The 20,015-nt window shown below is 48.7% G+C and carries 21 protein-coding genes and 1 tRNA gene; 19 read left to right on the forward strand and 3 right to left on the reverse strand.

The window, feature by feature from the left end:
• Nucleotides 1-26 precede the first annotated feature (26 nt).
• The 16 genes from lpxB to ACZOWY_RS07165 all read left to right on the forward strand — a co-directional run bounded on the left by lpxB (nucleotide 27) and on the right by ACZOWY_RS07165 (nucleotide 15,815).
• Nucleotides 27-1,166: a lipid-A-disaccharide synthase gene (lpxB, locus tag ACZOWY_RS07090; RefSeq protein ID WP_484394506.1), complete on the forward strand. Its 1,140-nt coding sequence runs from the start codon at nucleotides 27-29 to the stop codon at nucleotides 1,164-1,166.
• A gap of 43 nt (nucleotides 1,167-1,209) precedes the next feature.
• Nucleotides 1,210-2,946, forward strand: coding sequence for a lipid A export permease/ATP-binding protein MsbA (gene msbA / locus ACZOWY_RS07095; protein WP_484394510.1), 1,737 nt, complete (start codon nucleotides 1,210-1,212; stop codon nucleotides 2,944-2,946).
• A 9-nt stretch (nucleotides 2,947-2,955) separates the two neighbouring features.
• Nucleotides 2,956-5,553, forward strand: a complete 2,598-nt coding sequence (lpxK, locus tag ACZOWY_RS07100; RefSeq protein ID WP_484394513.1) for a tetraacyldisaccharide 4'-kinase — start codon at nucleotides 2,956-2,958, stop codon at nucleotides 5,551-5,553.
• Nucleotides 5,550-6,278 (forward strand): 3-deoxy-manno-octulosonate cytidylyltransferase, encoded by a 729-nt coding sequence (gene kdsB, locus ACZOWY_RS07105; RefSeq protein ID WP_484394518.1) that lies wholly within the window; start codon nucleotides 5,550-5,552, stop codon nucleotides 6,276-6,278. The genes lpxK and kdsB overlap by 4 nt, the downstream gene beginning before the upstream one ends.
• 55 nt (nucleotides 6,279-6,333) lie before the next feature.
• A complete protein-coding gene (kdsA, locus tag ACZOWY_RS07110; protein WP_484394523.1) occupies nucleotides 6,334-7,155 on the forward strand; it encodes a 3-deoxy-8-phosphooctulonate synthase in 822 nt (273 codons plus the stop codon).
• A gap of 102 nt (nucleotides 7,156-7,257) precedes the next feature.
• The gene (locus ACZOWY_RS07115) at nucleotides 7,258-8,232 is read left to right on the forward strand and encodes a KpsF/GutQ family sugar-phosphate isomerase (RefSeq protein ID WP_484394528.1); all 975 of its coding nucleotides are present in this window, start codon (nucleotides 7,258-7,260) and stop codon (nucleotides 8,230-8,232) included.
• Nucleotides 8,233-8,279: 47 nt separating this feature from the next.
• Nucleotides 8,280-8,849 (forward strand): KdsC family phosphatase, encoded by a 570-nt coding sequence (locus tag ACZOWY_RS07120; RefSeq protein WP_484394532.1) that lies wholly within the window; start codon nucleotides 8,280-8,282, stop codon nucleotides 8,847-8,849.
• Nucleotides 8,849-9,751: a lysophospholipid acyltransferase family protein gene (locus ACZOWY_RS07125; protein WP_484394537.1), complete on the forward strand. Its 903-nt coding sequence runs from the start codon at nucleotides 8,849-8,851 to the stop codon at nucleotides 9,749-9,751. Before ACZOWY_RS07120 ends, ACZOWY_RS07125 begins: the two co-directional genes overlap by 1 nt.
• Before the next feature lie 13 nt (nucleotides 9,752-9,764).
• A complete protein-coding gene (lptC, locus tag ACZOWY_RS07130) occupies nucleotides 9,765-10,307 on the forward strand; it encodes an LPS export ABC transporter periplasmic protein LptC (protein ID WP_484394541.1) in 543 nt (180 codons plus the stop codon).
• A complete protein-coding gene (locus ACZOWY_RS07135) occupies nucleotides 10,294-11,136 on the forward strand; it encodes an LptA/OstA family protein (RefSeq protein ID WP_484394546.1) in 843 nt (280 codons plus the stop codon). The genes lptC and ACZOWY_RS07135 overlap by 14 nt, the downstream gene beginning before the upstream one ends.
• The gene (lptB, locus tag ACZOWY_RS07140) at nucleotides 11,133-11,852 is read left to right on the forward strand and encodes an LPS export ABC transporter ATP-binding protein (protein WP_484394552.1); all 720 of its coding nucleotides are present in this window, start codon (nucleotides 11,133-11,135) and stop codon (nucleotides 11,850-11,852) included. Before ACZOWY_RS07135 ends, lptB begins: the two co-directional genes overlap by 4 nt.
• Before the next feature lie 10 nt (nucleotides 11,853-11,862).
• Complete coding sequence (gene lptG / locus ACZOWY_RS07145) at nucleotides 11,863-12,954, forward strand: LPS export ABC transporter permease LptG (protein ID WP_484394556.1); 1,092 nt, start codon at nucleotides 11,863-11,865, stop codon at nucleotides 12,952-12,954.
• A 123-nt stretch (nucleotides 12,955-13,077) separates the two neighbouring features.
• Nucleotides 13,078-14,271 carry a DUF3084 domain-containing protein gene (locus tag ACZOWY_RS07150; RefSeq protein WP_484394560.1) on the forward strand — a complete coding sequence of 398 codons (1,194 nt, stop codon included), beginning with the start codon at nucleotides 13,078-13,080 and terminating at the stop codon, nucleotides 14,269-14,271.
• Nucleotides 14,272-14,284: 13 nt separating this feature from the next.
• Nucleotides 14,285-14,776, forward strand: coding sequence for a RuvC family protein (locus ACZOWY_RS07155; RefSeq protein ID WP_484394565.1), 492 nt, complete (start codon nucleotides 14,285-14,287; stop codon nucleotides 14,774-14,776).
• 86 nt (nucleotides 14,777-14,862) lie between these two features.
• Nucleotides 14,863-15,489, forward strand: coding sequence for a cyclodeaminase/cyclohydrolase family protein (locus ACZOWY_RS07160; RefSeq protein WP_484394569.1), 627 nt, complete (start codon nucleotides 14,863-14,865; stop codon nucleotides 15,487-15,489).
• A gap of 237 nt (nucleotides 15,490-15,726) precedes the next feature.
• A tRNA-Ser gene (locus ACZOWY_RS07165) sits at nucleotides 15,727-15,815 on the forward strand.
• A gap of 44 nt (nucleotides 15,816-15,859) precedes the next feature.
• On the opposite strand, the gene epsC is transcribed toward ACZOWY_RS07165, so the two are convergent.
• Nucleotides 15,860-16,753 (reverse strand): serine O-acetyltransferase EpsC, encoded by an 894-nt coding sequence (gene epsC / locus ACZOWY_RS07170; protein WP_484394573.1) that lies wholly within the window; start codon nucleotides 16,751-16,753, stop codon nucleotides 15,860-15,862.
• A gap of 339 nt (nucleotides 16,754-17,092) precedes the next feature.
• On the opposite strand from epsC, the gene rplU reads away from it, so the two are divergent.
• Genes rplU through rpmA form a run of 3 tightly spaced genes read left to right on the forward strand, consistent with a single transcriptional unit; the run spans nucleotide 17,093 to nucleotide 18,061 of the window.
• Entirely contained in the window at nucleotides 17,093-17,404 is a 312-nt protein-coding gene (gene rplU, locus ACZOWY_RS07175; protein WP_093729086.1) for a 50S ribosomal protein L21, read from the forward strand.
• A 29-nt stretch (nucleotides 17,405-17,433) separates the two neighbouring features.
• Nucleotides 17,434-17,772: a ribosomal-processing cysteine protease Prp gene (locus ACZOWY_RS07180; protein WP_484394578.1), complete on the forward strand. Its 339-nt coding sequence runs from the start codon at nucleotides 17,434-17,436 to the stop codon at nucleotides 17,770-17,772.
• Nucleotides 17,765-18,061 (forward strand): 50S ribosomal protein L27, encoded by a 297-nt coding sequence (gene rpmA / locus ACZOWY_RS07185; protein WP_484394584.1) that lies wholly within the window; start codon nucleotides 17,765-17,767, stop codon nucleotides 18,059-18,061. Before ACZOWY_RS07180 ends, rpmA begins: the two co-directional genes overlap by 8 nt.
• 44 nt (nucleotides 18,062-18,105) lie before the next feature.
• On the opposite strand, the gene ACZOWY_RS07190 is transcribed toward rpmA, so the two are convergent.
• Together ACZOWY_RS07190 and ACZOWY_RS07195 are read right to left on the reverse strand one after the other, a co-directional pair.
• Nucleotides 18,106-19,317 (reverse strand): acyltransferase, encoded by a 1,212-nt coding sequence (locus tag ACZOWY_RS07190; RefSeq protein ID WP_484394587.1) that lies wholly within the window; start codon nucleotides 19,315-19,317, stop codon nucleotides 18,106-18,108.
• A 209-nt stretch (nucleotides 19,318-19,526) separates the two neighbouring features.
• Complete coding sequence (locus tag ACZOWY_RS07195; protein WP_484394591.1) at nucleotides 19,527-19,988, reverse strand: Hsp20/alpha crystallin family protein; 462 nt, start codon at nucleotides 19,986-19,988, stop codon at nucleotides 19,527-19,529.
• Between the last annotated feature and the right edge of the window lie 27 nt (nucleotides 19,989-20,015).

Consider the following 20,015-nt stretch of genomic DNA (forward strand, 5'->3'; position numbering starts at 1 on the left):
CTCGCTGCCTGTATTATTGAGGTATTATGACCAAAATATTAATTTCTGCGGGAGAAGCTTCCGGTGATCTGCATGCCGGAGCTGTGGCCCGTGCTGTAAAACAACTGGATCCGGCAGCGGAAATCTTTGGAATGGGCGGCGACTGCCTGCGCGATGCGGGCGGTGAGGTGCTGTTTGATATCAAGGATCATAGTGTGATGGGTTTTGTAGAGGTATTGCGGAAACTGCCGGATATCTGGAAGCTGCGCAGCGCGTTTATTGAACTTATGGAACGGCGCAGGCCGGATGTATTGCTGACCATTGATTATCCCGGTTTCAACATGCGTCTGGCAAAACTGGCTAAGGAGCGGGGAATTAAAGTGGTTTCTTTCATCGCGCCTTCAGCCTGGGCGTGGCGGCCCAGCCGGGCGGCCGGTGTAGTGAAGGTTGTAGATAAAATTGCATCCATTTTCCCGTTTGAGTATGATCTGTATAAATCTTATGGGGCTGATATTGAATTTGTCGGGCATCCTCTGGTAGATACGGTCAAACCAACTCTGCCGAAGGCAGAAGCAGAAGCGCTGGCCGGCAAGCGACAGGGTCATCCGCTGGTGTTGCTGATGCCCGGGAGCCGTGTTATGGAAATTCAGCGGTTGCTGCCAGATATGCTGGCGGCGGCGAAGATTCTGAAACAGAAACGCCCGGATATTGATTTTGCCATGCCCCGGGCTGTAACCATTGACCGGGATATGCTGGAAACGCCAATCCAGGAAGCCGGTCTGGAAATCAGGCTGACCGAAGGACATAATTACGACGTGATGAGCTCAGCGGATTTTGCCGTTGCTACCAGCGGGACGGTGACCCTGGAAGCGGCCTTGTGCGGTTTGGGCTGCGAAATATTGTATAAATCTTCCCCTCTCAGCTTCTGGATTGCCAAGCGGGTGGTGGAAATTCCTCACATCGGTCTTCCCAATATTGTGGCGGGGCGGCTGATTGAGCCGGAACTGTTGCAGGATGACTGCACGCCGGAAAAGATTGCGTCTACAGCGATGGAGCTGCTGGAGCCGGAACGGTATGCCCAACTGCAGCGGGACCTGCAGGAAGTAAAGAAAAAGTTAGGGGAACCCGGAGCCGTAAAGCGGGTGGCCGAACTGGTGCTCCGCATGGCCAGGCAAAACCGGGAATAGGATTTTCTAAAAATTGAAATTTTAAAATCTGCAAGGAGTTCAGATGGACTTATATAAGCGCGTTTTAAGTTATATCAAACCATATCTTCACGTATTGGCAGCTGCCCTTGTCTGCACGATGCTGGCAGCAGGCGGGAATCTGTATCTGCCCTGGATTTTCCGGGATATGATCGATAAGGTGCTTAACGCAAAAGATTATTATATGCTGAACGTGATATCTGCCAGTATCGTGGTGATTTTTTTACTGCGAGGAATCTTTCTGTACGGGCAGAATTATCTCATGAGCTGGGTGGGACAGCACGTAATTATTGATATCCGCGGTGAAGTGTTCCGCAAATTGCAGCGCCTGTCCATGTCTTTTTATGATAAAAACAAGACTGGTACCATCATGAGTTATGTGACTAATGACGTGAATGCCCTGCAGGGCGCCATGGTTGATAATACCATTGAACTGGTTACGGAAAGTATCATTCTGATCGGCTCTGTCTGTGCCATGGTTTATCTGGACTGGAAACTGACGCTGTTTACGGTTCTGACATTTCCGGTAGTCCTGTATTTTATGAACTTTTTCGGGAAAAAGATACGCCGTTCCGGCGGACAGATCCAGGAAGCAACGGCAGATATTACATCGGTTTTGCAGGAATCCGTTTCTTCGGCCCGGGTAGTTAAGTCTTTTGTCAGGGAACAATATGAAATCGACCGCTTTGAAAAGGAAAATGAAGCGAACCTGAGGGCTAATCTGAAAAATTCGAAATACATGGCCACCCTTACACCGACAATCGAGTTTGTGGCGGCTCTTGGCGTGACTTTGATCTTGTGGTATGGCGGTAATAACGTAATTGAAGGAGAAACAACGGCCGGCTCCCTGGTTGCATTTCTTGCGTATGCTGTTAATATTTCCAATCCGATTAAACGGATTACCCGGGTGAGCGGCAATATCCAGCGGGCGCTGGCTGCGGCACAGCGTGTCTTTGATGTGCTTGATCTTCCGGAAGAAGTACGGAATCTCCCGGATGCTCAAGTGCTTCCTGCCGTGAATGGGAGCGTCAGCTTTGAAAATGTAACATTCTCATATAATAAAGGGGATGAAATCCTCCATAATCTATCTTTTGTGGCCAAACCCGGGCAGGCGATTGGCCTGGTAGGTCCCTCCGGCGCCGGCAAGTCAACGGTTGCCAGTTTATTGCCACGCTTTTATGACTGTGATTCTGGAACGATTCGGATTGATGGAACGGATATCAAACATGTGACGCTGGACTCCCTTCGGCAACAGGTGGGAATCGTGCCTCAGGAGACCATTCTTTTCAACGGATCTGTGTACGATAATATATTATACGGGCGGCTTGACGCCACAAAAGAAGAGGTTGAAGCGGCGGCAAAAGCGGCTAATGCCCATGACTTTATCATGGAATTGCCGGAGGGTTACAATACCATGCTGGGCGACCGGGGCGTGAATATTTCCGGCGGTCAGCGGCAACGGATCGCGATTGCCAGAGCGATTTTAAAAGATCCGCGTATATTGATCCTGGATGAGGCTACGTCTGCTCTGGATACAGAGAGTGAACGGATCGTTCAGGAAGCCCTCAACCGTTTGATGGTAGGGCGTACTTCCATCATTATTGCCCACCGTCTTTCTACAATAAAAAATGCTGACCGGATCCTGGTACTGGATAAAGGGAAGCTGGCAGAGGACGGCACGCATGACGAACTGATGCAAAAGAACGGTTTATATGCGCACCTGTACCAGATACAGTATCGGAACAACAAGGAAGAGAGCTGATCATAACCTATGATGTATATTCTTTATAATATTTTAGGCCTGCTGATTTTTTTCATCCTGATACTGCCGTTTTATATTTACCGTCTGATTACGGAAAAAGGGTTTAGCAGCCGGTTTCGGCAGAGTATGGGACTGATTCGCCGGGAAGAGATTGCGAACGTGGTCAATACTAACTGCGTCTGGATTCATGGCGCATCAGTAGGCGAAATTGTTGCGACCAGCCCGATGGTAAAGGAACTCAAAAGAATCATGCCGGAGCGGAAAGTTCTGGTATCTGCTTTTACCGTGGCCGGTTACAATATGGCGAAGCAGATCATTCCGGAAGCAGATGCCTATATTTTTTTCCCGCTTGATCTGCCCTGGGTAGCGGAATCCATTGTACGCCGTGTGCATCCAGGCATTTTCCTTCCGGTAGAAACGGAACTGTGGCCCAACTTCCTGCGGGCAATCCGGGAGCGGAACATTCCTGTGATGATGGTCAATGGCCGGATTTCCGAAAGGTCTGTAAAGACGTATCAATATCTGTTCAGCATCTGGCGTGACATGCTGCGTACTGTAAGCCGTTTCTGCATGCAGTCCAGCATTGACGCCAATTACATTACCCATCTGGGCGCGGATCCCAAAAAGATCTTTGTCACCGGTAACACAAAATTCGATCAGACCTATGCTGAAGTAACGCCGGAGGATCTGGAAACCTATAAAATTGAACTGGGGTTGGGAGATGACGCATTTCCGGTTATCGTGGCAGGTTCCACCCATGCACCGGAAGAAGACACCTTGCTGACTGCTTTTACTGAACTTCGAAAACAATATCCAAAAGCAAGGCTTATCATAGCTCCCCGTAAGACTGACCGGGTAGACGAAATCAGACGTCTGAGCAGCAAGTTTGGTTATGAGGCCGGATTGCGTTCCAAATTGAAGAACTACAGCGGTCCCCGCCCTGAATATCCGGTGGTCCTCATCGATACAATAGGTGAACTGGGCCGTATTTACGCAGTAGGCGATATTGTATTTGTGGGCGGCAGTCTGATGAACAGGAGTTATGGCGGTCATAATGTGCTGGAACCGGCAGCCCATGCCAAACCTATCCTGGTGGGCCCGAGTATGGAAAATTTTAAGGATTCCTACTCTTTGTTGACCAAAGCGGGTGCCTTACATACGGTACAGGATGCCCGTGACCTGATTAAAGAATTGCTGACAATTTCGGGAGACGATTCCCTGCGCAAAAAGATGGGGGATGCCTCCATGCAGGTCATCCGGGAAAACCGGGGCGCGGCCCTGAATACTATGCATTATCTGACAGATCTGTTGGAGAAAGCCGCGGTTCCCCGTGCTTATACGAAAGAATATCCTGTCAATACCCGTAACTTTAACGACGCGGGCGGCGGGGGTCTGAAACATGGAGCGGCTATCATCCAGTACATCTTCCATATAGCCCATGCCCCGGAACGTCCCTGGTATGCGTTTATCCTGCTGGGTCTTCTGCGGTGCCTGTCCTATATTTACGGTTTTGGCGCCCGGGTGAACCTGTGGCTTTATGAAGCAGGTATCCTGTCAAGACGGAAGCTGGACTGCTGCGTTATCTCTATCGGCAACATTACCGTAGGCGGTACCGGTAAAACGCCTACAGCCCAGCGGGTTGCCATGATGGTTAAAGACATGGGTTACCGCGTGGTGATCCTAAACCGCGGTTACCGTTCTCATTGGGATAAGCCTCTGGGCGTGGTATCCGACGGAAAGAAAATTTTCATGACCAGTTACGAGGCCGGCGACGAGGCCTACCTGATGGCCAAGATGATGCCCGGGATCCCGGTAGTCATCGGCAAGAACCGTGACGTGACCGGCAGTTATGCGGTGGATAAACTCCACGCCGAAGTCATCATTATGGATGACGGGTACCAGCACTGGCAGTTAAAACGGGATCTGGATATCGTGCTGGTGGACACACTGAACCTGTTTGGTAACGGTAACCTTCTGCCCCGTGGTATTTTGCGTGAACCGCTGAGCCATTTGAACCGGGCAGATATGTTTCTGTTTACCAAGTCCGATCAGAGTTCCCAGCTGACCAGAAGCATCCTGACCGAAAATATCCGGCAGTACAATACGAAAGCTCCCATTGTGGAAAGTATCCATCACCCAAAAGAGTTTGTAGAGATTGCGGACTGGTACAAGGGCATTCAGCAGAACCCACTGCCCCTGAAAGAATTAAAAGGTAAGAAGGTCATGGTGTTCTCAGCCATTGGAAACCCTTCATCCTTTGAGCAGAATGTTTCAGGCTGCGGTCTGGATATTGTGGAAGCGGTCCGATATCCTGACCATCATGATTACGGCATGCTGGAAATGCAGTATATCGCTGAGCGTGCCAGTGAGCTGAAAGCAGATGCCCTGATTACCACCGGGAAGGACGCGGTTAAGATTCCTACGGAATTTATTTACTTCAACCGGGATATTCCCTTGTATGTAATGAACATGGATATTATGATTACCCGGAATGAAGAGACATTTGACAAAAAGCTGGAAGATACGGTGAAGGCCGTGCTGCAGAAAATGAAAGATAAAACACAGGATTCTAAAAGTTCAGTACCAGTAAAGGAGATGCTTTCATGAGAGTGATTTGTGTGATTCCGGCCCGGTATGCATCCACCAGGCTGCCGGGAAAGCCACTGAAGCTGATTGCAGGGAAGCCCATGATCCAGCGTGTGTACGAGCAGGCGAAAAAGGCGGCGATGCCGGCAGAAGTGATTGTGGCAACAGACGACAAACGAGTCTATGATACGGTGCTTGCTTTCGGCGGCAACGCCTGTATGACACGGGAGAACCATCCCAACGGAACCAGCCGCCTGGCGGAAGTGGCGGAAAAATACCCTGATGCAGATGTTATCGTCAATGTACAGGGTGACGAGCCCATGATACCGCCGGAAATCATCGATCGTCTGGCGGAAGCCTTTGTCGAAGAACCGGATTTGAAGATGGCTACCATGAAAACACGGATGGAAGAAACAGAATTTGGCGATCCTTCTGCGGTGAAGGTGGTTGCGGACAAAAACGGGTTTGCCCTGTACTTTACCCGCAGCCTGATTCCGTATCCCCGCAATAAATCGGATTTGTTCAGGGTGTACAAACATGTAGGCATTTATGCATATACTCGTACATTCCTCATGCAGTACGCAGCCATGGATCCAACCCCGTTAGAACAGGTGGAAAGCCTGGAACAGCTGCGGGTTTTGGAAAATGGCTACAAGATCAAAGTACTGGAAAGCGATTTCCGGGGTATCGGGGTAGATACCCAGGAAGATCTGGATGCAGTGAACAAATTGCTGGCCGGGAAATAAAGAAGTCCTTACGGTGTTTTCTTGCGGAAATAATATTGATAATTGGAGGCAACTGATGCATATTGTTAATGTTGGACCCTATAAAGTGGGACCGGGGCAGCCCCTGCTGCTCCTGGCAGGTCCCTGCGTGCTGGAAGGCTATGAGCACAGTCTGGCCATCGGACAGGAAGTAAAACGGATCTGTGAAAAGCTGGGTATGCCTTACGTATTCAAGGCATCCTATGATAAAGCCAACCGCTCTTCCTATGATTCCTTCCGGGGACCCGGACTGGAGGAAGGGTTAAAGCAACTGGCAGCGATTAAAAAGGAACTGGGTGTTCCCGTAGTCAGCGACATCCATGAAACATGTCAGGTGGAAAAAGCGGCGGACGTGCTGGATGTACTTCAGATTCCTGCGTTCCTCTGCCGACAGACAGACCTTGTGTACGCAGCCGGAAAAACCGGTAAATGTGTTAATGTAAAAAAAGGGCAGTTCCTGGCGCCCTGGGATATGAAAAATGTCATTTCCAAACTGGAAGCGTCCGGAAATCAAAACATTCTTCTGACAGAGCGCGGCTCCAGTTTCGGTTACAATACGCTGGTCACCGATATGCGGGGGCTGGCTATCATGCGGGAACTGGGTTATCCGGTGGTGATGGACGCAACCCACAGTGTACAGATTCCCGGCGGCAAAGGTACCAGCAGCGGAGGACAGAGCCAGTACGTGCCCCATATGGCGCGGGCAGCAGCGGCAGTAGGTGTGGACGCTTTATTCCTGGAAGTCCATGATGACCCGTCCAAAGCGCTGAGCGACGGACCAAACATGGTGCGGCTGGATCAATTGGAAGCATTATTGACCGATGTGCTGGCCATTGACAGGATTGCACGCAAAGCGTAAAACGTACAGATAGTGCCGGGGAAAATGTGTCAGTATTCCCGGAAAACATGCAAATGAATTAAGCAGCGATTCTCTAAACCAGATGAAAGGATACGATAGACCATGAACGAAATGGAGACCGATGCCCAAAAGGTTTTGCAGATGGAAGCAGAAGCCATTTTGGACCTAATTCCCCGTATAGACAATCATTTTGACGCAGCGGTGGAAATGATTCTGGCCTGTCAGGGACGTGTAGCCATGACAGGTATGGGTAAGTCTGGCATCATTGCCCATAAAATTTCCGCCACGCTGGCCAGTACGGGTACTCCGTCTTTCTATCTGCATCCTGCGGAAGGGATCCACGGAGATCTTGGAATGGTGACTTCAGACGATGTGGTAATTGCCATGTCTAACAGTGGGGAGACCGGGGAAGTGTTGAATATTTTACCATCCCTGCGACGAATCGGGGCCAAACTGATTGCCATGGTAGGGAATTCTGATTCTACCCTGGCAAAAAACGCTGATGTGGTATTGAATGTAGGCGTAAAGAAGGAGGCCTGTCCTCTAGGGCTGGCTCCAACCTCCAGTACTACAGCGGCACTGGCCTTTGGCGATGCGCTGGCTATGGCTCTCATGGGGAAACATCATTTTACTTCTAAGCAGTTTGCTGTATTTCATCCCGGTGGCAGTCTGGGTCGGAAACTGTTGCTGACAGTAGGGGACATTATGCACAGCGGCAGTGAAAACCCGGTAGTAAAAGGAAGCGCTACTGTAACGGAGGCTTTGTTTATCATTACCGATAAAGGGTTGGGTGCTGTTTCTGTTGTAGATGAAAACGGGTTCATGATCGGTCTTCTGACGGACGGCGATATCCGCCGTGGTCTTTCCCAGGGGATGGATTTTCTTAAGCGGCCGGTCACGGAACTGATGACGAAGGAACCGAAGTATATTACGCAGGAAAAATTAGCTGCACAGGCTTTGCATATCATGGAAAGCCACAAACCAAAGCCCATTACCGTCCTTCCGGTCATTGATGAAGAGCGGCACGTAATCGGACTGCTGCACATGACAGATTTGGTACGGCAGGGTGTAGTTTAGTCGACGTCCAAAAAGTTTTATAACATATTTTTTTTCGGAGTTTGTAAATGGCATCACAAAATCTTTCACAGAAAGCATTGCGGCAAAAAGCGGAAAAGATAAAACTCGTTGCTCTGGATATGGACGGTACTCTCACGGACGGAAGTATCAATATCAGTGGAGAAGGCGAGCTGTTTAAACGGTTTAACGCCAAAGATGGTCTGGGGATTACTGCTGCCAGACGGCACGGGTTGCGCATTTCCGTTATTACCGGCCGAAAGGGGCCTATTATTGAACGGCGCACGGAAGAGCTGGGCATAGCGGAAGATGCCATGAGCGGGATTTCCGCGAAGAAGCAGGCGTTGCTGTTGCTGGCAGAAAAATATAATTTATCTCTGGAAGAGATTGCCTTCATGGGCGACGATCTTAATGATCTCCCGGCCCTTTTGGCAGCGGGACTGTCGGCTGCACCGGCAGATGCAGCAGATGATGTGAGGCAGAGAGTGGAATTCATTTCACCCCATAAGGGAGGACAGGGCGCTGTGCGGGATCTGCTGGAGCTGATCCTGAAATCCAGGGGCATCTGGGATGCCATTGTGAAAGAATTTATAGAAGAAGGAAAAGGGGAACGACAATAATGTTATATGCAGTTCTGAAGACCCTGAGCTGGCTGGCTTCTCATACGCCTTACAAGCTGCTGGTGAAGGTTGGCACTGGTCTGGGTCACCTGTATTGGCATATTGCAAAAAAACAGCGTATCCGCGCAGAGGAGACGATTCGGGAACGGTTGGGATACAGCAGGCTGGAAGCCAAAGCGACAATAAAACGCTTATTTATAAACCTGGGTATTTCCGTCATGGAAATGTTGTATATGCCTGCATTGAACAAAGATAATATCCGGGGACTGGTTACGTTTGACCATCCGGAAGTTTTGTGGGAGGCCCTGCAGAAGAAAAAAGGTGTTGTTATGCTGGCCTGTCATATAGATAACTGGGAATGGCTGGGGGCTGCTCTGGCACTGAACGGGTTTCCTCTCAGTGCCGTGGAAAAACCGCAGCCTAACAGAGTCTATTCCGATTTTATGAATGAGTTGCGAAGAGGTGTGGGACAGGAAATTTTCGCAAGGGGGAGCAGTGAAATTTTAGGCTGTGCCCGGGCCATGAAAAAAGGCCGTATGTTAGGGCTGATTGCCGACCAGGACGGCGGCTATGATGGCATTTTTGTCCCGTTTCTCGGGAAAATGGCCTCAACCCCTACCGGTCCGGCTTACTTTGCCCGTAAGTTCAAGGCGCCCTGCATTCCGATTTATATTGTGCGAAAACCGGATGGGCATGGACATCAGGTGATTGTAGAAGAACCATTTTACTATGAAGATACCGGCGACAGGAAAGCCGATGACTATAACCTGACCCTGAAAATGACACAATCCGTGGAACGGATCATAAAAACGTATCCGGACAACTGGCTGTGGTTCCAGCACCGTTGGAATACACCGTATGAAGAAGTGAAAGCAAAGGAGCAGGATGGCAGTGAAAAATAAAAACACAATACTGATGACTGCAACTGGCATCATTGTCCTGTTCCTCGTATTTGCCTGGCTGTTCTGGGGCAGTACGGTCCCGGAACCGACAGACAAGACAAAAAAGTCGGAAGCGCCCGTTACGAATGCCGCAGTTTATAATACAACTCTGAACAGGGAAACGGAAGGAAAGCGTCTCTGGGAACTGAAAGTAGGGGAAGCCCGCCAGATGAACGATGATGTGATCCAGGCAAAAGATTTGGAAGGAACCGTTTATCTCAGTAACGGTGATGAGATTCATATAAAATCATCAGCAGCAGAGGTTAAGATTAAAAGTAACCAATTTTCACTGAATCAGGGCGTAACGGCCCGTTGGAAAAATGGCGGCTTTATCAAAGCAGATAAAATTGAATGGAACCAGCAGAAAGATATTCTGACGGCGACTGGTGCTGTCAGGATTATCAAGGACGATATGCTGGCTACAGCAGAAAAAATCACAACATCCAGTAAACTGGAACATTTTAAACTGCAGGATAAAGCGCATATGGAAAGAGGCGGTCATTATGAAGAAGAATAAAGTGATACATGTTGCACTGGCGGGCTGTCTTACGGTGTTGTTGCAATATAATATGGTTCTGGCTGCTCCGGCGGCAGATGCAAAGTACAGCGTGGATGCAACTGAAATTGAATATGACCTGGCCAGCGGAGACGGAACCGCTGCCGGAAAGACTACAATCCGTTATGACGGCGGCACGGCTGTAGCGGAAGGCGGCGCAACTTTTAACAGTAAAAACCGTACCGGCCATCTCTACGGCGGTGTAACCGCAGACAAAGAAGATAACCACCTGCGCAGCCGGGAACTGGTTTTATATACCCCTGAGTTCATTTCTGCCGTGGGAGATGCAGTTCTCACCAGAGGTGACAAGGTATTGCAGGCGCCCCGTGTTGATTACCATAGTGACAGAAAATTTGCGGAGACACTTGGCGGAGCGGCCAGGATTTCCGCTACAGACGGCAGTTGGTTGTCAGCCGGCAAGATTGTATACGATTTCAAAACCGGGCGGGCTGATGCTACTGGCGGGGTGGATATGATGAACAGCGGGAAGAAGATGACAGGATCTGCTGACAGGGCTGTCTACGACGGTCATGAAACCGGTTACATCGAACTGATCGGTAACGCCAGGCTGACCCAGGACGGCAACACTGTCACTGGTGATAAACTGCGCGTTACCAACCTGTCCGGTCCGGACAGCAGGACGCGTGCCAGTGGCAATGTGCGCATGGTGTACTATCCAAAACCCGCAGCAGATAAGGATGCGCCCGGCGACGAAAGGCTCCATGCCGGAGTACAGGGCAAAGACAGGGAACAAAAAGCAACGTCCCACACGGAGGATAAAACAGCTTGATTATTGAAACTAAGAATCTGGTAAAGATTTACGGACAACGGAAAGTGGTGAACAACGTAAGCCTGCAGGTTGAGCAGGGGACTATCGTCGGGTTACTGGGTCCCAATGGAGCCGGAAAGACAACGACCTTTTATATGGTCGTAGGAATTGCAAAGCCAGACTCCGGTACCGTGACCCTGGACGGGAAGGATATCAGTCAGCTTTCCATGTATCAGCGGGCCCGCCTGGGTATTGGCTATCTTCCGCAGGAAGCGTCTATCTTCCGGAAAATGACAGTAGAAGAGAACCTTCTTTCAATTCTGGAAACAACTTCTTTATCCCATGAAGAGCGACTAAAGAAAATGGAGGACCTTCTTGACGAGTTCGACATTGGTCATGTAAGGAACAGTGTGGGGACCGCGCTCTCCGGCGGCGAACGGAGGCGTGTGGAGATTGCCCGTTCCCTGGCTACAGATCCGGCTTTTATACTGTTGGACGAACCCTTTGCGGGAATTGATCCCATCGCAGTGGCAGATATTCAGAGCATGATCGCCCATCTGGCAAAGCGGGGGATCGGGATATTGATTACCGACCATAATGTACGGGAAACGCTCAGTATCGTGGACAAAGCCTATATCCTGGCAAGCGGCGAGGTACTGTTGCATGGCGACAGCGAAAGCATTGCCAACGATCCGGTGGCAAGAAAATATTACCTGGGCGAAAACTTTAAGATGTAGGGGGATAGCAATGCATTTACGGTTATTGGACAAATATGTACTGAAAGAATTGCTGTATCCTTTTGTCTTTGGTGTAGCATCGTTTTCCAGTATCTTCATTGCCAGCAGCTTGCTGTTTAAAATTGTGCAGTACATCACGACGTATGGGGCGCCAGTTTCGACAGTGGGCCGGCTGTTTCTTTACAGTCTCCCGGAAATCGTCAATTATACATTTCCCATGGCGGTGTTACTGGCGACGCTGATGGCTTTCGGCAAACTCTCCGGCAACAGTGAGATTGTGGCCATGAAATCCGGCGGTGTCAGTTATTACCGGATTGTAGCGCCGGTCATTGTTGTCGGCTTTGTAGTCAGTATTTTTTCGGTCATCTGGGCGGAAAAAGTGGTACCGCCTTCCAAACATGAAGCCAAACGGATCCTGGCTGTGGAAATACGCGGTAATGTGAAACCGAAAACGCAGGATCACGTAGTTATCAAGACTCTCAGCGGGAACACGCAACGCATCACGTATGCCCGGTCTTTTGACGAGAGTACGGGGGTCATGAGCAATGTTACCATTGAAGAATTTCAGAAAGAGAAGCTGTTCCGTGTGCAGACTGCAAAAATGGCTACCTGGAAAGACGACTCCTGGGTATTGGAGGATGGAACCATTTTTACCATAAATGACCAGGATGATGTTACTGACAAAGCAACTTTCAGCAAACAGGTGATCCCGCTGAATATAACACCAAGGGAAATCAACTGGGAACAGAAGAGTATAAACGAAATGACATTGGGGGAACTGCGGGGCTACATTAAGGTCTTGGAACGACAGAAACTGCCTACCTCTGATTTGTGGACAGAAATATATATGCGTTTTGCCATCCCTCTTGCCAGCTTTGTGTTCGCATTACTGGGAGCGCCCCTTGGAACACAGCGGCAGCGCAGCGGTTCTTCGATTGGTATGGGTATCAGCGTAATCGTCATCTTTATGTATTACGGAATTATGGCTTTTGCTACCGGCCTGGGAAAAGGAGGGGTCATTCCCCCTCTGTTGGCGGCTATGCTGCCTAATATTATATGCTTTATCGTCGGTATCTTTATGCTGAAGAGGGCGGATTATTGATACAGGATCCCTGAAATTGAATCTCACTTTGCTATTGATATAAAAATCTGGCTGCCCTCTTTATGCAAAGGAAGTTTGCATAAAGAAAGTTTGTTAAATAATTATTAAAGAAGGGAATAGTCCATGTTTGGTATACGGCTGATGTTTTTGTTAGCAGTAATGGGCGGACTCATCGCCTATATTGCAGACAAGTTGGGAAGTAAAATCGGGAAAAAGAAACTGAGTGTGTTCGGTTTGCGCCCTCATGATACCTCTGTGTTGCTGACTGTTCTTTCCGGCGTGCTGATTTCGTTGCTTTCTATCGGTATTCTGGCGATTTCTTCGGAAAGTGCGCGTACGGCGTTATTCGGGATGGAAAAGCTTCAGAATGAACTGCTCCGGCTTAATACGGAAAAAAGTACTGCAGAAGAAGAATACAACAAGGCCATGACTTCCTTGAAGGAAAAAAATGCAGCCATTACTGAGCTGGACGGAAAAATAAAAGATGCCAATGCAGCCAGAACCGAGGCAGAAAAGAATCTGCTTGCAGCTAATAACAGTCTGAATGAAGTACGGGGTCAGTATGAAGTTACCCGGGGCGCGCTGATTAATGCAAAAAATGAAGTACAGTCTCTGGCCGAAGCCAAAGATAAGCTGAATGAAGAAATAAAAGACCTTAAGCAGGAGACTGATAATCTGCAGAAAGGCCTTGCGTTCATGCGCGGCGGACAGATGATGTATCGAAGCGGCGAAGTAGTGTTTGCAGGGGTTTTGCATACTGGTTCAGAAGAAGAAAACCGTAACCAGATGAACTGGCTGATGGAAGGTGCCAATACAGCGGCAATGAACCGGATCGGACTCGATCCGAGCTCTAAGGCGGAAATCATTTGGGCGCAGCGCGATGAATTTGAGAGATTACTGAACCTGTTAGGGAAAGCAAAAGGCAACAACGTATTGATAAGGGTTCGTTCTCTTGCAAATACAGTTGTAGGACAACCAGTTCTGTGTGGGCTGGAGGTTATTCCCAACAAACTGATATTTAAAGACGGGACTAAAATCCACCAGAAGGTAATTGATACGACTGATAAACAACAGAGTCTGGATCATACATTTATGGGATTTTTACAGGAAGTGAATGAACGTTCCGTAAAAGAAGGAGTCATGCCGGATCCATTGACAGGCAAAGTGGGAAATTTGAGTGCAGTTACTATGGTAGATACGGTTACCAGAATGCAGCGTATGGGAGGAAAAGTCCGGCTAACGGCTTATGCCGACGGTAACATTACTACGGCGGGTCCTGTGGAATTGAAGCTTAAGTTAGAAAAAATTTCTGAATGACCTTAACAATCCTATGGATAAGTTAAAGAATACATATATTGCAAGTAAAAATGAGCAGATAACATGTTATTATCTGGGCATTGATCCGGGACGGGAAAAAACCGGTCTGGCATTGGTCAGCGGGGCTGGGGAGATTCTTGCCGTGCAGATTATCAGAACCCGGAATTTTTTGGAGGCCTTGCCGGAGTTTCTATATGATAAACTGAGAGTAGCGAATTTCTGGGCTTTACGCAATCAATTGCAGGGAATTGTATTAGGGGACGGAACAAACAGCGAAGAACACCGGCAGTGGATTGAAAAGGTACTGCCTGGATTTCCTCTTCATATAGTTGATGAAAAATATTCAACGGAAGAGGCCAGAGCTCTGTATTGGAAACTATTTCCTCCCAAAGGCTGGCGCAGTCTGATTCCGCTGGGGCTGCTCACACCGCCCGAACCCCTGGATGGATATGCCGCTGTGGTGCAGGTCAGGCGCTTTTTGCAACAGGAGCAGCCGGAAGAATAAATAAAACTCTTGGTAAGTAGAAAACACAGGCATAAAGTAATCACGCGGAAGCAGTATCGAGTTAAAATACAGGGGGCCAAACGGAAATGCGTTTTGCGAATCAGCCGGTAGAATCATTTATACAGGACCTTAATTCCACGATGCCTATGCCAGGCGGTGGCAGTGCCGCTGCCATCTGCGGAGCTATGGCAGCGGCTCTGGCGGGCATGTCGGCCCATATGACGACGGGCAAGAAAAAATTTGCAGCAGTAGAAGACAAGATGCAGGGGATTATTGCCGCGACGAAGGTCCTGCAGGAAGAGATGCTGGATATGGCCCAGGAAGATGCGGATATGTACACTCTGGTATTGCATGCTTACAAACTTCCAAAAAACACGGAAGAAGAAGCGGCCCGGCGGGAAAACGCCATTGAAGAAGCCAGCAAAGCTGCAGTTGTTGCGTCTTTAAAGGTGACAGGCGCCTGCGTGCGGATCATGAAACTGGCCTATACTACCGTAACGGAAGGAAATCCGATGATGGTAACAGACGGCTCGGCATCCGCCTTTCTGGCACGGGCCTGCCAGCAGGTGGCGGCCTATAATGTGCGGATCAACCTGCGGGGCGTGCAAGATAAAACGGTTGTGAAAGAGGCGGAGCAGTTGCTGGAACGTCATCTGTCTGAAGGAGAAAAGCTGCAGAAGGAAATATTGATGGAAGTAGAAAAGAGGTTATAATTCTCAGCCTTTGTATGGTCGGGACCGGAGGCATTTGAATAAATACAGCGTGTGTACCCAAAAGGTGCGGGAAACTGTTTGTTAAAGAAGGTTTAACAGGCGGGATAACATTATTTTGCACATGATAATGCGGATCAGGTTTGGAATGAAGTGTTAGTAGGTCGTTCTGAAAATGGTATTGGTCCGGGCCCTGTTGACAGAAACTTAAAATTTTATTATAATCCATATTGTACTTTCGGAGAGGTGGTCGAGTGGTTTAAGGCTCTGGTCTTGAAAACCAGCGAGGCTAATCACCTCCGTGGGTTCGAATCCCACCCTCTCCGCCACAGAAAAAAAGCAGACCAAAACGGTCTGCTTAATTTTTTTATCCCTACTTTGTTATATGCAGTTCCTGACTCTTGATACTGACGTTTGTTTCCGGAGGAATGGAACGGGTGATGAAGGTGTTGCCGCCAATCACAGAGTCGTGACCGATGACGGTTTCGCCGCCTAAGATGGAAGCACCGGAGTAGATGGTCACGTTGTCCTCGATGGTGGGGTGGCGCTTTTTACTGCGAAGGGTCTGACCGCCCCGGGTAGAAAGCGCGCCGATGGTGACGCCCTGGTAAATTTTAACATTGTCGCCGATGATGGTCGTTTCGCCCACTACGATGCCGGTGCCGTGGTCAATAAAAAAATAGCGGCCGATGGTTGCACCGGGATGGATGTCGATGCCTGTCTTGCTGTGCGCGTATTCAGACATGATGCGGGGCAACATAGGAACTTTCAAATCGTAAAATTCGTGTGCCAACCGGAACACCATGATAGCATACATGCCCGGATAACAAAAAATAATCTCATCTTTATTGAACGCCGCCGGGTCGCCGTCAAATTCAGCCTGCACGGACGTTTCCACCAGATCCCGTATCTTGGGAATGCGGGACAGGAATTCCATGGCGATTTCCTGCGCCTTGTCCATGGAGGTATGGTAATCGGCGTTACTGAACTCCGGAAGATACCGCAGGTACATGGAGATTTGCTTCGTCAGGTTAAACAGCACATCTTCAATCAGGGTCTGAAGATTATTTTCTGCTGTATAAAAATGAAAATTTTTGTTACGATAATATCCGGGGAACAGGATTTTCTGCAGTTTGTCCAAAATATCAACGACCACATCCATATCCGGGCTGGTGAAAGTGTTCATCTTGTCGATGGTGCGGCCCTGGCTATAGTCTTTTAAAATATCTGCAGTAAGTTTTTTGATTTTTGTTTCAATATTTTTCATTGATGCCTCCGTTAAAATCAACAATGCACCGGTTGCGTATTGTTTTTCTTACATTATAGCAGAGGTTTCGGCAATTTGCTATAAATTAATAAGAAAACTGAACTAGTGCTGTTTTCATAAATATTTATAAAAAATTTGACACAATTCGCGCTTTGTGATATCATATCTCAGTCTGGACGATTATGTCCGGCCCCAACCGCACAAGAAGGTTCCGTAAACCGCCACAGCGCAAAGCGAAACGTTCAGCTGCGTCGCTTCTGGCAACGCAACAGACACGCAGCATTGCGAAAGGCGTGGCGTACCGTAATTGGCGAGTCCAAGAAGAGGGAGGTGCAATGCATGTACGCAATTATCAAAACCGGCGGCAAACAGTACAAAGTAGCAGAAGGCGACGTTTTGAACGTAGAAAAGCTGGACGCTGAAAAAGGTGCTGAAGTCGTATTTGATGAAGTTCTGGCTATCGTCAACGATGGCGAAGTAACCGTTGGCAAACCGTTCATTGACGGCGCTAAGGTTACTGCTACCGTAGAAGAACAGGGCAAAGGCGAAAAGATTCTGGTTTTCAAATACAGAGCCAAAGTCAACTATCGCAAGCGTGCTGGTCATCGTCAGCCGTTTACTGCCGTTAAGATCAGCGGCATTCAGGCTTAACAGCAGGGAAAATTCCCGGCTTACCAGCGATGATTACAGTAGATTTATACAAGAACCGTAAAGGAGAGATTACAGGATTCCGGTCCCAGGGTCACGCCGGTGACGCACCGGCCGGGGAAAGCGTAATCTGTGCCTGGGTCTCTGCGGCAACGCAGATGGCTCTTGTAGGTTTGGAACAGCAACTGAAGTATCCCGTGGACTATCAGGTGGATACGGAAAAGGGTATGTTGCAGGTAATATTGCAGCGTACGCCTGACATAAAAAGCCAGTCCCTGCTGGGCAGTATGGAAATCGTGCTGTACCAGCTTGCTGAGCAATGTCCGCAAGATGTTCGAATTCGCGAACATGGAGGTGAAATGAATGTTTAAACTTATTCTGCAGTTACATGCACATAAAAAAGGTACCGGTTCTTCCCACAACGGTCGTGACTCCAATTCCCAGCGTCTGGGTACCAAAGCACACGACGGTAAGGTCGTAACCGCCGGCAGCATCATCGTGCGCCAGCATGGTACTCGTTTCCATGTGGGAAAAAATGTTGGCATGGGCCGAGATTATACTATCTATGCCAAGATTGCCGGTGTGGTTCGTTTCGGTCGTCATGGCCGTACCGAACGCATCATCAGCGTAGAGCCCCTGGAAGAAGCAAAAGAAGCGTAATATCGAAAAAGAAAACCCCGTTCCGTCATGGAGCGGGGTTTTTGTTATTTCGGTTGTCTTCCTAAAAGCGCTAAACCAACCGGTTTGCAGTTCTTAGCTAATTTATGTATTAAAACACCGGCCAGCAATGAAGTCAATAACACCAGTACATAAAACAACAGAACCGGTACCTGCGTCATGGAAAAGCCCAGCATACCGAACCACTGGTACCAGTAGTACAGGATCAGGGGATGGATCAGGTAGATGATCATGGAATATTCAGAGAGGACATCTAATGCCATGCAGGGTAAAGAGCGTTTGGCTTCCGGGCTGCTTTCTGCTGCTCCTGCTGCATCAGTACAGCATGTTTTTCTGTCCGTAGTATCTTCCTCCAGCTTTTCCAGCGCAGCGCTGAAGAACAGCAGCCAGCACACGGTATAAAGCAAACCTTCCGGAGTGAGTTGGGTCATGTATTTGCCGGGGATATCTTCCAGAGGGACACCTGACAACACATATTCCCTGAACTTCCAAACCAGCAGGGCGCAGGCTAACAGAAAAATGCCCAGGCTGGAAGTGAAGTGGCTTTGCAGGAAGGCACGGATCTGTTTCTGGTGGGCAGCGCACACACCGCCCAATACGAAAATAAAACCGTAAAACAAAGGCAGGTAGTTCATACGTTCATTCAGGAGACGGATGATCATGGCATGGCCCTGGGTCCAGAGGGGGTAGTTCCAGTAGGTTGCGCTCCAGTTATAGAGGGTGATCTGCAGTGCGGCCAGCACACCAAGGCTTAAAGCAATGCCGGAAGCGGATTTATTGCTGATCAATCGTACCATCCAGCGCCAAAAGGGCATGGAAAGATAAAAATACAGCAGGATCACCATAAAATAAATATGGTAACAGCCTTCCCCCAGTAAAAATTTTACAATAAGCACGGAAATTGAAAAGGAACGGTCTGGCCGGTACATGTCTTCCCACTGCCACAGGGCGATGTAAAAGAACGACCAGACGAAATAGGGCAGGCCTACCGTGATCAAGTGCTTTTTTATGAAACTGAGGTAATGGAAGGGCTTGTGCAGCGCATCATTACAGAACAGCCCAAACCCCGAAATAAAAAAGAAAACGGGGACAGCGAAGCGGGTGAATACCTGGAACAGCAGAAACAAATCCAGGCGCGGCGTGGAAGAAGCAAATACAAAAGGCCCGATGTGAATGCCGATAACTCCCAGCATGGCCAGTGCCCGCAGTCGGTCTACGACGATGTTGCGGTTTGACATAAAGATCCTCGATAATCAAAAACTACTTGATTAATGTCAATAGCTTATGACATACCATAGTTTATCACGCGTAATTGAAGATACATTTTTGATAATCAACGAATACTATTATATCAGACTTTACCGGGCAATACAAAAAAATCCGGTTATGGATATACCACAACCGGATTTAATGATTTAAGGGGGATTAACAAAAAGTTATTGGTCCGTTATCCTTCAATCGCGATGTACTTCTTGCCTTCCACAGCTTTCGGATCCTTCTTGGGGATGTTCAGCCGCAGGGTGCCGTCTTCGAATTTGGCTTTGATATCCTCCACCGTGATGGCATTGCCTACATAGAAGCTGCGGGTGCAGGAGCCGCTGTACCGTTCCTGACGGATGTACTTGCCTTCCTCATTCTTTTCGTCCTTGTCCAGAGACTTGGCCGCGGTGATGGTAAGGTAACCTTCATCCAGCTGTACCTGGATACCTTCCTTCTTGAAGCCGGGCAGGTCTACGATTACATCATAGCTGTCCTTGTTTTCCCGGATATCGGTCTTCATAATATTGGAAGCGTGTTTGCCATACAACGGGGAATGGCCTTTCCCAAAGAAGGCGTTGGCGTTCATCAGGCCGCTGTCGTTCATCCAGTCATCAAATAAGTTTTCTCCAAAAATGCTCGGTAACATCATAACTCATTCCTCCATTCGTTAAGGAAG

Source organism: Succiniclasticum sp. (genome assembly GCF_056977735.1).